Raw genomic sequence first — 12316 nt, forward strand, 5'->3', positions numbered from 1 at the left:
AGGTTCCGCGTTGAACACCCCAGCATCCACTGACAGTGCCGCCCCGGCGGCGGCGCTGCCGCTTTTCTATAAGCAGCCAAGCCCGCTCATCGCCGACCGCGATGCCGAATTGACCATGGCTGGCACCGGCGATTACCGCTTTGCCGCCATCACCAATTCGCTGCCGCTGGTGGCGAGCGAACTGCCGGTGGCCTGCAAGTTCTTCCCGATCCTGTTCAGCGAAGGTACGGCGCCGCAGATGGTGGCGTTGCTCGGCCTGCGCTCGGGCGAGAACCTGTTCGTCGATGCCGAGGGGCGCTGGAGCGAAGGCACCTATATCCCGGCCTATGTGCGGCGCTATCCGTTCATCTTCCTCGAAAGCGACGACCGCTCGGAATACACGCTCTGCATCGATCTGGCGGCGCCCGGCGTGGGCAAGGAGGGCGGCAGCCGGCTGTTCGAGAATGGCGAGCCGACTGACTTTACCCGCGCGGCTCTGGATTTCTGCCGCGAATACCAAGCGCATTTCAGCTTCACGGCCGAATTCACCGCTGCCCTGCATGCGGCCGACCTGCTGGTCGAAAACCGTGCCGATGTCACCCTGGCGGATGGCGAACGCTTGAGCCTCTCGGGTTTCCAGGTGATCGACGAGGCGCGTTTCAATGCTCTGCCGGATGAGACCTTCCTGCAATGGCGCCAGCGCGGCTGGCTGCATCTGGTCTATTGCCACTTCATTTCCATCGGTAATTGGGGCGCCCTGGTGGATCGCTCCGTGCCGAAGGCCGCCTAGCGGTTTACGAGGTATCGTCATGTTCCAGCGTATTCTCTCCGCTTTCATCCTGCTTGCCGGCCTCAGCCTGGCGCCTGCCATGGCGCAGGAAAAAGCCAGTGTCGATGGCTTCCGCAGCGCCAAGTTCGGCATGGACGAGGCGGCCGTGCGCAAGGCGGCAACGACAGATTTCGGCAAGACGGCGGCCAATATCACGGTCGAAACCAACCAGCTCGAAAAGACCAAGGTATTGTCGCTGAATGCCGATGACTTGGTGCCGGGCACCGGGCCTGGCCGGGTTTCCTACACCTTCGGCTTCACCAGCCAGAAGCTGATGCAGGTGAGCATCGCCTGGATCGGCAAGCAGGCGAATGACCAGGAAAATACCCGCCTGCGCAATATCGCGGCGGCTCTGCAAGCCTATTTCGCACAGCAAGGCTATGTGAAAGACAGCGTCATGCTGGAGGGCACGCTGCAGGATGGCACCCAGGTCGGTTTCCGTGGCATGGATGAGAAGGGCCGCATGACACTGCTGCGCTATTCCATCGGCCGCACCGATGACAAGGGCAAGCAGGATCTGCCGGTGGTGGTGCTCACCTACACCGAGAACCCGAAGAACCCGGATATCTTCCGCATCAAGCCGGGCTCGTTCTAAGCCGCTTCCCTGCCGCGAGGCATGCTGTATAACCGCCTGAGCGTTCAATAGGACGCGAGGGAGGGAATATGGATTTGCATCTGCGTGGCCGCCGCGCCCTGATTACCGGTGGTTCCAAGGGTATCGGCCTGGCTACGGCCAGGGTTCTGGCAGCGGAAGGCTGCGATCTGCTGCTGGTCGGCCGCTCTGCTGCGGCGCTGGCGGAAGCGCAGCAGGCGCTGCATGGGCGCTACAATGGCCGCGTTGAGATCATTGCCAGCGATGTCGGTGCGCCTGGGGCTGCCGAGCAACTGGCGGCGGATGCCGGCCATCTGGATATCCTGATCAACAATGCCGGCAGTATTCCCGGCGGCGATCTGCTGGCGGTGGACGAGGCGACCTGGCGTGCCGCCTGGGACCTCAAGGTGTTCGGCTATATCAATCTCACCCGTGCCGTCTATCGCGCTATGGCGGCGCGGCGCCAGGGCATGATTCTGAATGTGATCGGCATGGCCGGCGAGCGGCCCGATGGCCCCTATATCGCCGGCAGCAGCGGCAATGCCGCGCTGATGGCGTTCACCCGGGCGCTGGGCGGCGAAAGCGTGGAGCAGGGCATCCGCGTGCTGGCGGTGAATCCCGGCCTGGTGGCGACGGATCGCCTGGTCAACCTGCTGCGGCCGCGCGCCGCCGAGGTGCTGGGCGATGCCGAACGCTGGCAGGAACTGCTGGATTTCCTGCCCATCGGCCGCGCTGCGACGCCGGAGGAAATCGCCGATGTGGTGGCCTTCATGGTCTCCGACCGTGCCGCCTATGTCAGCGGCACGGTGGTGACCGTGGATGGCGGCTTCACCGGGCGCGGCAATATCTGGGGACCCCGCCCGCCGAAGCGCGGCTAGAGATCAGCGCCCAATGAAGCGTGCCTCGCGCTTCTCGCGGAAGCTGTCGGTGCCTTCCTTGATATCGGCAGTATCGCCAAGATCGCGGAACGAGCGTGACTCGAAACGCAGGCCATCTTCCGGCGGCCGGCCCAGGCTGCGCAGCATCACTTCCTTGCCAAAACGCTGCGCCAGCGGGCCACGGCTGGCCAGCTTCGCGGCATAGGCCAGGGTTTCGTCCAGCAGCTTTTCCGCCGGCAGCACGCGATTGATCAGGCCGATGCGGAGCGCGTGCTCGGCATCGATGCGGTCGCCGGAGAGGAACATCTCCATCGCATTGCCCAGGCCGACGATGTGGGGCAGTCGGATCAGTGCGCCGTCGCAGGGATGGAAACCCCATTTCACGTCCTGGATCGCAAACTCCGCATTTGGCGCGGCAAAACGGATATCGCAGGCCAAGGCGATCTCGAATCCGCCGGAAATAGCGAAGCCGTTCACCGCTGCCACGATCGGCTTGAAGATTTCCAGGCCGCGCGTGATGCCACCGATGCCGAGCCCGTTGGTATAGCGTTCACGGAATGCCGGTGCCGGGCTGGTGCCGAAATTCATCGTGTAGGTCTTGAGGTCGGCGCCGGCGCAGAAAGCCTTGTCACCAGCCCCGGTAAGCACCGCGACGCGCGCATCCGCGTCGGCATCGAAGCGCCGGAAAGCCTCGACCAGCGCATCATTGGCGGTGAAATCAAGCGAGTTCATCTTCGCCGCGCGGTTGATGGTGATCAGCCGCACCGCACCATGGCTTTCATACAGGATATCGTCAGGCAAGATGTTTCCTCCTTTTTTATGGTGTCCAGGGTGGGCTCATCCTGGCGAATGGACAGCGCGCTGCCAAGGCTCTATGGTCCGCTGAACAAGAAACCACAAATGTGGCAGGCGGCATGGCGGGTAAGAAGACCTGGGGCGATGTGGTGCCGGATCCGGCGCAAAGGCATCAGCTCAAGCGCGACGTTTTGATCAAGAAGGCGGCCGACGCCTTCCGCCGCAAGGGCTTTCACACCACGTCGATGGCCGACATCGCCGCCACCCTCGGCGTCACCAAAGCCGCGCTCTACCGCTATATTTCCGGCAAGGAAGAGATTCTCTACATCCAGCATTGTCACACTATGGATCTGGGTGAGGCAGCCCTGCGTCACGGTAAACGCAACGGTAAGAACGGCCTGGAGAAAACGTTGCTCGCATTGCAGCATTTCCTCGCCACCTATGCCGATAGCAGCATCACTGGTGGCGCGCTTACCGACCTGGAAGCCTTGCAGGCCGATCAGCGCCGCGAAATCACCAAGCGCCGCGATCATTTTGAACGCACTCTGCGTGGATTCGTTACCGAAGGCATCGCCGATGGCAGTGTGCGGCCCTGTGATCCGCGCATGGCGATCCTTACCATCATGGGGTCAGTGAACTGGCTGTCGCGCTGGTATGATCCCAAGGGGGGCTGGAGTGCCCGCGAAGTCGCCGATGGCATGGTGGACGTATTCGCTGCCAGCCTGCGCGCGCCGCCGAAGCCGGCACCAAAGCGCAAGAAGTAGGCTCATTCTCGCCTTATAGGTTGAGAGAGTGCTGGGTATCGCGCCACGCAGTCGGTGTGGCGGGCGGATTTCATATGCGCACGACTGGAGTTTCGCGCTGCGGCATCATGCTGCGGCGCGTCAATTATTGTTTGAAGATTCCGATTGCTTTTCTCGCGAACCATAATTTACGCTTGGTGAACCACGGTTCACTTTCAGGAAGCGGTTGCGTTCCCCTGGATTTGCCGCCGATGGCACAAAAACGGAGGAAACGGGAATGAGCAAGGCGCTGAGCCTTTCGGCGGCAGGTATTGTCGCGCTTTCGATGTGGATGAATGCCGCCGAGGTTCGCGCGGAGACGGTGCGGATCGGTGCGGTGCAGGGCTTGAGCGGCGCTCCGGCGATTGTCGATTTCGGCGAGTCGTATCTCCAGGGCAACGAGATGGCGCTGAAGGAATACAACGCCGCCAATCCAAAGCATAAGATCGAATTCATCGTCTATAACGATGAAGCCAATCCGCAGCGCGCGGTCTCGCTGGTGCAGCGCCTGATCGCCAACGACAAGGTTTCGGCGGTAATCGGCACGGTGAACAGCGGCAATGTCGCGGCCTTCGCACCGATGCTGCAACAGGCCAAGATCCCGCTGATGGCCGGTCCGGCCATTGCCACCGACATCACGGCCAAGTTCATCGACCAGAGCCCGAGCTTCATCTACCGCTGCTCGATGGTGGAGAAATTCCAGATCGATGCGATGCTCGATTGGGGCGTGAAAAGCTTCAAGAAGGTCGGCCTGCTGCATGGCACCAACGGCTACGGTATGTTCGCTGCCGGTGAAGTGCAGAAGGGCATGAAGGAGCGCGGCATGGAGCTGGTGGCCGTGGAAAGCGGCGCGCCGAATGTCACCGATCTCACGCCGCAGATGCTGAAGCTGAAGAATGCCGGCGCTGAACTGGTGCTGCTGTTCCATGACAGCCTCGAACTGGTCTACCGTGCCATGCCGAAGATCGATTACAAGCCGGTGGTTGCCGGCAATTGGGGTCTGTCGTCGCAGATGGTGCTGAATATCGTTGGCAAGGAAGCCATCGAAGGCACCGTGATGGGCCAGGCGCTCGATCTTGCCGATCCCAAGGCGCAGGCCTTCGATACCAAGATGAAGGCCGAATACGGCGACAAGTATCGCTGGCCGGTGGTCGCCGCGCTGGGCTACGACGGCATGAAGCTGCTGCTGCAGGCCGTGGATAAGGCCGGTGCCGATCCGCTGAAGCTGCAGAAGGCGCTGGAGGATATCAACGACTTCAAGGCGGTGTCCGGTACCCCGGCGAAGCCGTTCGGCGCCAAGGACCATGAATGCCTTGATGCCGAGAACGTGTTCCTCGGCGTGTGGCGCAATGGCCGCGTGGTCAAGCTGAAGTAACCCCCCGCAGGCGGTGCATGCCGATAAGGCATGCGCCGCCTGCTTCTGCTCCTGAGGCTTTGGCGTGGTGCGATGAAGTTCACAGATTTTACCCAGGTGCTGATTTCCGGCATCGCCATGGGCAGCCTCTACACCCTGATGGGGAAGGGGCTGCTGATCACATTTCTGACGACTCGGGCGCTGAATTTCGGTCAGGGTGATTTCCTGATGATCGGCTCCTTTGCCGCCATGGCATTGCTGCTGGCCGGCTATCCGCTGCTGGCGGTGGTGCCGCTGGTGCTGCTGCTGCTGGTCGCCCTGGGTGTGCTGCTGGAGCGCATCGCCATCAAGCCGCTGGAAAAGCAGCTTGCCGGCAGTGGCGGCAGCCTGGCCTGGATCCTCACCACCATGGGCTTCGGCATGCTGCTGCAGAATGCGGCGCAGATGATCTGGGGCAAGTCACGCTTTTATTCGCCGCCGCTTTTCTCGGCTGGCGACAAGAAGGTGGTGCAAGTATTTGGCGCCGGCTTCTACATGGAAGAACTGATCGTTGCCGGTATCGCCTTGCTGGTCGTAGCGCTGTTCTACTGGTTCCTGTTCCGCGCCCGCTGGGGCAAGGAAATCGCCGCCGTTTCCTTCGATAAGAGCACGGCAGCCCTGCTCGGCATCAATGTGCGCCGCGCCGTGATCGGCTCCTACGCCATCATGGCGATGCTGGCCGCCACCTGCGGCATCCTGGCCGGTCCGATCACCACGGTGCAGGCACATATGGGCCTGCTGTTCATCCTCAAGGGCTTTGCCGTGGTCAGCATCGGCGGTTTCGTCAACCCGGTCGGCATCCTGATTGCCGGCATCGCCTTCGGCCTGGTCGAAGGCTTCTCGAACTATTTCGACTCCGCCTTTGGCGATCTCTATCCCTTCATCCTGGCCTTGGTGGTGCTGATCATCCGCCCATCCGGCCTGTTCGGTGAAGCCAAAGCGGATGTGCGGTGAGTATCATGCGGCATCTGCGCTACATCATTGCCCTGATCGTCATTCTGGCATTGCCCTATATTGCCCCGAATGCCTTCTTCATCCATCTGAGCACCGATATCGCGATCATCGCCATCGCGGCCATCGGCCTCAATATCCTGCTCGGCCTTTCCGGCCAGCTCTCGCTCGGCCAGGCTGGCTTCTTCGCACTCTCGGCTTATGGCTCTGGTGTACTGGCCACCAAGCATGGCTGGCCCCTCTGGGCCAGCCTGCCGGTCGGCCTCATGCTGGCCGGTCTGGCCGGCGTGCTGCTGGGTCTGGTGGCGCTGCGGGCGCGCACCCATTACCTTGCCATGGTCACGCTGGCATTCGGCTATATCGTCGAAATCCTGGCACAGCGCTGGGTCGATCTCACCGGCGGCTCAATGGGCCTGATCGGGGTGCCGCAGCTCAATTTTGGCGATTTCCGCAATGGCGCCAGCTATTTCCTCTGGGCCGTCGGCATCACATTGCTGCTCGTGCAGATGATCAATGATTACATCATGCATTCGCGCATCGGCCGCAATCTGCACGCCATCAAGGAAAGTGAAAGTTTCGCACTCACCGTTGGCATCAACGCTGCCTTCTGGCGTGCCGGCATTTTCGTTTTCGCCGCCCTGCTGGCGGGCCTGGCCGGGTTCTTCTTCGTGCATCAGTCGGGCTATATCAGCAGCGATGCCTTCGGCCTCGACCGCTCGATCTCGCTGCTGATTGCCGTGGTGATCGGCGGCCTCGGCCATCCTTATGGCGGCGTGGTTGGCGCGCTGATCCTGGTGCTGCTGAACCAGCTTACCGCCGGCCTCTACGAGATTTCCTACTTCATCTTCGGCGGCATCCTGCTGGCGGTGATGCTGTTCTTCCCCGGTGGCGCCACCGGCGCCTTCGAGGCTTTGCGCAGGCGGCTGTTGCCAAAGCGGGCAGGGGCGGCGGCGCAGTTGGGCGAGGTGGAATTGCCGCGCATCGAAGCGCCGAACACCGCCGGGCCGATCCTGGAATTGCGCAATATCACCAAATCCTATGCCGGCCTGGTGGCGGTGAACGATGTGTCTATCCAGGTGATGCCGGGCAGTGTACATGCCCTGATCGGTCCCAATGGCGCCGGCAAGAGCACACTGATCAATGTGATCGCCGGGCTCTATGCCGCCAACAAGGGCAGTATCCTATATCGCGGCGAGGATGTGACCGGCCTGCCGGCGCATCGTCGTGCTGCCCATGGCCTAACCCGCACCTTCCAGAACCTGCAGCTGATCGGCACGCTTACCGTGGCGGAGAATGTCATGCTCGGCCTCAAGCAGCGCCATGGCATGATTTCGGGCTGGCTGCGCTGGCTGGTCAGTGGCGAGGAGGCGCGCGCCGAACGCGCCGAGGCGCTGCGGCTCTTGGCCTTCTTCGGCATCGAACGGTTTGCCGACTCGCTGCCAGGCGATCTTGCCTATGGTCACCGCAAGCTTTGCGAACTGGCCCGTGCGCTGGCGCAGCAGCCGACGCTGTTGCTGCTGGACGAGCCGATTGCGGGCCTCAATGAAGGCGAGATGATTGAAATCATGGCGGTGATCCGCCGCTTGAAGTCGCTCGGGGTGACGATCCTGCTGGTCGAGCACAACATGACCTTTGTCATGGGCGTGTCCGACCGCGTGTCGGTGCTGGATTACGGCCGCAAGATCGGCGAAGGCACGCCGGCCGAAGTGCAGCGCAACGAAGCGGTGATCACCGCCTATCTCGGGCAGGAGGCGTGATGAGTATTCTCAAAGCCCGCGACCTGCATGTCGCCATCGGTGAAAACACCATCCTGCATGGCATCGACCTGGAAATCGCCGCTGGCTCTCTGGTGGCGGTGGTTGGCGCCAATGGGGCCGGCAAGACCACGCTGTTGCGTGCAGTCTCGCGGCTGCTGCCGTTGCGCCAGGGCAGCCTGCATTTCGATGGCCGCGATATCAGTGCCGAGCCGGCGCATCTGCTGGCCCGCTCAGGCCTGGTCCAGGTGCCGCAGGGCCGCCAGATCATCACCGGCCTCAGTGTCGAGGATAACCTGCGCATCGGTGCCGGCAGTCTTGGCCTGCAACCGGCCGAGATCGAGCAATTGCTGGAGCGTGAATTCCAGCGGTTCCCGGTGCTGAAGCAGCGCCGCGGCATTCCGGGCGGCTCACTCTCTGGCGGCGAGCAGCAGATGCTGGCGGTTTCCCGCGCGCTGATGATGAAGCCGAAACTGCTGATGCTGGACGAACCCTCGCTCGGCCTGGCGCCGCAGATCGTGTCATTGATCTTTGGCGCCTTGCGCGAACTGGCGGCGGCCGGCGTCACCATCCTGCTGGTGGAACAGGTGGCCTTCATGGCGCTGAAGATCGCCGATCATGGCTATGTGCTGCAGAACGGCCGTATCGCGCTTTCCGGCCCGGCGCCGGACCTGCTGCGCGACCCCAAGCTGATTGAACGCTATCTCGGTTGATCCCCCCCGGACGGAGAAGAAAAATGAGCGATATCTATATCGTCGGCATCGGCATGACGCCCTTTGGCAAATTCCTCGACCAGTCGATGAAGGACCTGACCCGCGGCGCGGTTTCAGCGGCGTTGCAGGATGCCGGTCTGGCCAAGGAGGATGTGCAGGCAGCCTATTTCGCCAACGCTTCCCAGGCGGCGATTGATGGCCAGTACATGATTGGCGGCCAGGTTGCCTTGCGCGACATGGGTATCGGCGGCATCCCGGTGGTGAATGTGGAAAATGCCTGCGCCAGTGCTTCCACGGCGCTGCATAACGCCTGCCTGCATCTCAAGGCCGGTGCCGCCGATGTGGTGCTGGCGGTGGGTGCCGAGAAGATGTACGACGCCGACAAGACCAAGAGCTTCAACGTTTTCAATGGCGCCTGGGACGTGCATAACGTGCCCACTCTGACAAAAGCCCTGCTTGAACTGGGCGATGGCATCGAGCCACCGCCGGAGCGCCAGGCCCAGGCCAATATGCGCAGCGTGTTCATGGATGTGTATGCCTCGCTGGCGCGCTTCCATATGAAAACCTTCGGCAGCACCGAGCGCCAGATCGCCGCCGTGGCGGCCAAGAACCACAATCACTCGATGCTCAATCCATTCTCGCAATACCGCAATGGCATGAGCATCGAGGACGTGCTGGCCTCGCGCATGATTTCCTGGCCGCTCACCCTGCCGATGTGCGCGCCGATCAGCGATGGCGCCGCTGCCGCGATCCTGGTGCGCGAAGATATGCTGGATCGCTTCGACCGCAGCCGCGCGGTGAAGATCGATGCATGCGTGCTGGCCACCGGCTCTGACCGCAAGGCGGAAGAGGTGGAAAAGCATGTCTGCCATATAGCGGCCAAGAAGGCCTACGAGATCGCCGGCGTCGGCCCCAAGGATATGTCGGTGGCTGAGGTGCATGATGCTTCCGCTTTCGCCGAAGTACTGCAGGCGGAGAATCTCGGCTTCTGCGAATTCGGCCAGGGTGGCTGGATCGCCGAGCGCGGCGAAACCAGCCTGGGCGGCCGTATCCCGATCAATCCCTCGGGCGGTCTGGAATCCAAGGGGCATCCGATTGGTGCTACCGGCCTGGGGCAGATTCACGAACTGGTGACGCAGCTGCGCCATGAAGCCGGCGACCGCCAGGTGGAGAAGGCCCGCTTTGCCATCGCCGAGAATGGCGGCGGCTTCCATGGCTTCGAGGAGGCCGTGGCTTGCATCACCATTCTCTCGCGCCAGTAAGCCAGAAGTCAGTAAGAAGGAAGTTGCCATGAGCATCGCCCGTCTGTTGCACGCCACTGCCCGCAGCTTTGCCGATAATCCGGCCTTGAGCTTCGGCGACCGCCGTATTCACAGCTATGGCAGCCTGCAGCAGACGGCGGTGCGTATGGCCACCGGCCTGCGCGCCCTGCCGGGCCTAAAGCCGGGCGACCGCATTGGCATGGCGATGAAGAATTGCCCGCAATATATTGAGCTGATGTGGGCCTGCTGGCATGCCGGCCTCTGCGCCGTGCCGATGAATGCCAAGCTGCATGCGCGCGAGATTGCCTTCATCCTGGAAAATTGCGGCGTGCAATATTGCTTCGTCGATGCCGATATCGCTTCCGCGATGGCACCGATAGCCAGCGATATTCCGGGCCTGCGCCGCATCATCGATGTTGATAGCGCCGATTTCGCCGCACTCCGTAAGCATGACGCCATGGCGCTGGAAATCGTGCCCGGCAATCAGCCGGCCTGGCTGTTCTATACAAGTGGCACCACCGGCAAGCCGAAGGGCGCAACGCTCACCCATGCCAGCCTGCTGGCCATGGTGATCCGCTATTATGCCGATGTCGATTACCTGACGCCGGCTGACAGCATGATCCATGCCGCACCGCTGTCGCACGCCACCGGCCTCTATGCCATCCCGCATATCGCCAAGGGCTCGCATCACGTCATCCCCGACAGCCAGGGCTTCGATGTGGCGGAAATGTTCGATCTGATCGGCCTGTATCCATCCTGCACTTTCTTCACCGCGCCCACCATGCTCACCCGCATGGTGAACGATTCTGCCAGCGCCAAGGTGAAGGTGGAAAATATCCGCACCATCTTCTATGGTGGTGCGCCGATGTATCTTGAGGACCTCAAGCGGGCATTGGCCACCTTCGGGCCGCGCATGTGGCAGGGCTATGGCCAGGGCGAGACGCCGAATACCATCAGCTGCCTCTCCAAGGAGATGCATGCCGATAGCAAGCATCCGCGCTATGAGCAGCGGTTGGCTTCCGTGGGCATCCCGCGTACCGGCGTGGAAGTGCGCGTGGTCGATCCCGATGGCCGCGACCTGCCGCCGGGCGAGATCGGCGAGGTGATCTGCCGTTCGGATGTGACCATGAGCGGCTACTGGAACAACCCCACCGCCAACGCCACCTCGCTGCGCGATGGCTGGCTGCATACCGGTGATCTCGCCACTTTCGATGAGGAAGGCTTCCTCACACTGAAGGATCGCTCCAAGGACATGATCATTTCCGGCGGCTCCAACATCTATCCGCGCGAGGTCGAGGAGGTGCTGCTGCTGCATCCCGATGTGCTGGAAGTTTCGGTGGTCGGCCGTCCGCATGCCGATTGGGGTGAAGAGGTAGTGGCCTTCGTGGTGCCGCGCCCGGGCCGCGATCTCAGCAATGCCACGCTGGAGCAGGTCTGCCTCGATAATATCGCCCGCTTCAAGCGGCCCAAGGAATATGTGCATGTTGAGGCACTGCCGAAGAACAATTACGGCAAGGTGCTGAAGACCGAGCTGCGCGAGCGGCTCAAGACCAAGGGGCAGGGCTGATGAGTACCGCGCCGGTCTGCATCGTCATCGGCGTCGGGCCGGGCCTCGGCCTGGCCTTGTGCCGCGCCTATGCCGCCGCCGGTTACGCTGTCGGCATGGTGGCGCGCCGTGCTGATGCCCTCTCGGGCTATGCCGCCAGCCTGCCGGCCACGGCCAGAATAGCGCAGGCCACGGCAGATGCCGCCGATGTGCCGGCCCTGCTTGGCGCGCTGCAATCTTTGCAGCGTGAACTCGGCCCGGTGCAGACGCTGATCTACAATGCCGCCAACCTGCAGGGCGGCCTGGGGCTGGAAACCACGCCGGAACGCTTTGCTGCGGATTTCCAGATCAATTGTGTCGGCTTCCTGGCCGCGGCACAGGCCGCCGTATCCCCGATGCGTCAGCAGGGCGGCGGCTTCATCTTCTATACCAGCGGTGCTTTCGCGGTGAATCCATCGCCGAAATTCTCCAGCCTTGCCGCCTGCAAGGCTGCCGGCCGCAATCTCTGCGTCAGTCTCGACAAGGAGCTGCGCCCGAGCCAGATCCGCGTCGCCAGCGTCACTGTCGGTGGCTTCATCGCGCCGAACTCAGCCCATGATCCAGACCGCCTCGCCGCCGCCTATCTCAAGGCCGCCGCCGATCCGGCCAACTGGGCATCGGAGATTACGCCCTAGCCATCCTGGGCGTTCCGGGGTGGCGTCAATCAGCCATATAAATTTGGCGGATGGAGCCAGGCAGTGGCACGAATGCAGCGGCTGGATCGGCAAGGGATCGGTGTGGCCGTACTACTGTTACCTGATGTTTCTCCGCTCGACCGGTAGGCTCTAGAACTGTTCACGGGT

12 protein-coding genes are annotated in these 12316 nt (G+C 62.4%); 11 read left to right on the plus strand and 1 reads right to left on the minus strand.

Annotated elements, in window-relative coordinates:
- The first annotated feature begins 10 nt into the window (after window positions 1–10).
- The 3 genes from ACQY7X_RS14545 to ACQY7X_RS14555 all read left to right on the plus strand — a co-directional run bounded on the left by ACQY7X_RS14545 (window position 11) and on the right by ACQY7X_RS14555 (window position 2278).
- Window positions 11–769 carry a SapC family protein gene (locus tag ACQY7X_RS14545; protein WP_428246137.1) on the plus strand — a complete coding sequence of 253 codons (759 nt, stop codon included), beginning with the start codon at window positions 11–13 and terminating at the stop codon, window positions 767–769.
- Window positions 770–788: 19 nt separating this feature from the next.
- Window positions 789–1403, plus strand: a complete 615-nt coding sequence (locus ACQY7X_RS14550) for a hypothetical protein (protein WP_428246138.1) — start codon at window positions 789–791, stop codon at window positions 1401–1403.
- 68 nt (window positions 1404–1471) lie between these two features.
- Complete coding sequence (locus ACQY7X_RS14555) at window positions 1472–2278, plus strand: short-chain dehydrogenase/reductase (RefSeq protein WP_428246139.1); 807 nt, start codon at window positions 1472–1474, stop codon at window positions 2276–2278.
- A gap of 3 nt (window positions 2279–2281) precedes the next feature.
- On the opposite strand, the gene ACQY7X_RS14560 is transcribed toward ACQY7X_RS14555, so the two are convergent.
- On the minus strand, window positions 2282–3079 hold the full coding sequence (locus ACQY7X_RS14560; protein WP_428246140.1) for an enoyl-CoA hydratase/isomerase family protein: 798 nt from the start codon (window positions 3077–3079) through the stop codon (window positions 2282–2284).
- 113 nt (window positions 3080–3192) lie between these two features.
- On the opposite strand from ACQY7X_RS14560, the gene ACQY7X_RS14565 reads away from it, so the two are divergent.
- The 8 genes from ACQY7X_RS14565 (at window position 3193) to ACQY7X_RS14600 (ending at window position 12148) form a co-directional block, all read left to right on the plus strand.
- Window positions 3193–3837, plus strand: a complete 645-nt coding sequence (locus tag ACQY7X_RS14565) for a TetR/AcrR family transcriptional regulator (protein ID WP_428246141.1) — start codon at window positions 3193–3195, stop codon at window positions 3835–3837.
- A gap of 256 nt (window positions 3838–4093) precedes the next feature.
- Complete coding sequence (locus ACQY7X_RS14570) at window positions 4094–5230, plus strand: ABC transporter substrate-binding protein (RefSeq protein WP_428246142.1); 1137 nt, start codon at window positions 4094–4096, stop codon at window positions 5228–5230.
- A gap of 72 nt (window positions 5231–5302) precedes the next feature.
- The gene (locus ACQY7X_RS14575) at window positions 5303–6202 is read left to right on the plus strand and encodes a branched-chain amino acid ABC transporter permease (RefSeq protein ID WP_428246143.1); all 900 of its coding nucleotides are present in this window, start codon (window positions 5303–5305) and stop codon (window positions 6200–6202) included.
- 5 nt (window positions 6203–6207) lie between these two features.
- Window positions 6208–7956 (plus strand): ABC transporter permease subunit, encoded by a 1749-nt coding sequence (locus tag ACQY7X_RS14580; RefSeq protein WP_428250064.1) that lies wholly within the window; start codon window positions 6208–6210, stop codon window positions 7954–7956.
- On the plus strand, window positions 7956–8666 hold the full coding sequence (locus ACQY7X_RS14585) for an ABC transporter ATP-binding protein (RefSeq protein WP_428246144.1): 711 nt from the start codon (window positions 7956–7958) through the stop codon (window positions 8664–8666). The genes ACQY7X_RS14580 and ACQY7X_RS14585 overlap by 1 nt, the downstream gene beginning before the upstream one ends.
- Window positions 8667–8689: 23 nt before the next feature.
- Complete coding sequence (locus ACQY7X_RS14590) at window positions 8690–9928, plus strand: thiolase family protein (protein ID WP_428246145.1); 1239 nt, start codon at window positions 8690–8692, stop codon at window positions 9926–9928.
- 28 nt (window positions 9929–9956) lie between these two features.
- Window positions 9957–11495, plus strand: coding sequence for an AMP-binding protein (locus ACQY7X_RS14595; protein WP_428246146.1), 1539 nt, complete (start codon window positions 9957–9959; stop codon window positions 11493–11495).
- Window positions 11495–12148: an SDR family oxidoreductase gene (locus ACQY7X_RS14600; RefSeq protein WP_428246147.1), complete on the plus strand. Its 654-nt coding sequence runs from the start codon at window positions 11495–11497 to the stop codon at window positions 12146–12148. Before ACQY7X_RS14595 ends, ACQY7X_RS14600 begins: the two co-directional genes overlap by 1 nt.
- The last annotated feature ends 168 nt before the right edge of the window (window positions 12149–12316 follow it).

This window comes from Ferrovibrio sp., assembly GCF_965278975.1.
GTDB lineage: Bacteria > Pseudomonadota > Alphaproteobacteria > Ferrovibrionales > Ferrovibrionaceae > Ferrovibrio.

Bases quoted from the DNA above. Each gene is read 5' to 3' on its own strand.
- ACQY7X_RS14580 (WP_428250064.1), top strand. From the start codon at position 6,208: ATGCGGCATCTGCGCTACATCATTGCCCTGATCGTCATTCTGGCATTG.
- ACQY7X_RS14570 (WP_428246142.1), top strand. From the start codon at position 4,094: ATGAGCAAGGCGCTGAGCCTTTCGGCGGCAGGTATTGTCGCGCTTTCG.
- ACQY7X_RS14600 (WP_428246147.1), top strand. From the start codon at position 11,495: ATGAGTACCGCGCCGGTCTGCATCGTCATCGGCGTCGGGCCGGGCCTC.
- ACQY7X_RS14590 (WP_428246145.1), top strand. From the start codon at position 8,690: ATGAGCGATATCTATATCGTCGGCATCGGCATGACGCCCTTTGGCAAA.
- ACQY7X_RS14595 (WP_428246146.1), top strand. From the start codon at position 9,957: ATGAGCATCGCCCGTCTGTTGCACGCCACTGCCCGCAGCTTTGCCGAT.
- ACQY7X_RS14555 (WP_428246139.1), top strand. From the start codon at position 1,472: ATGGATTTGCATCTGCGTGGCCGCCGCGCCCTGATTACCGGTGGTTCC.
- ACQY7X_RS14565 (WP_428246141.1), top strand. From the start codon at position 3,193: ATGGCGGGTAAGAAGACCTGGGGCGATGTGGTGCCGGATCCGGCGCAA.
- ACQY7X_RS14575 (WP_428246143.1), top strand. From the start codon at position 5,303: ATGAAGTTCACAGATTTTACCCAGGTGCTGATTTCCGGCATCGCCATG.
- ACQY7X_RS14585 (WP_428246144.1), top strand. From the start codon at position 7,956: ATGAGTATTCTCAAAGCCCGCGACCTGCATGTCGCCATCGGTGAAAAC.
- ACQY7X_RS14550 (WP_428246138.1), top strand. From the start codon at position 789: ATGTTCCAGCGTATTCTCTCCGCTTTCATCCTGCTTGCCGGCCTCAGC.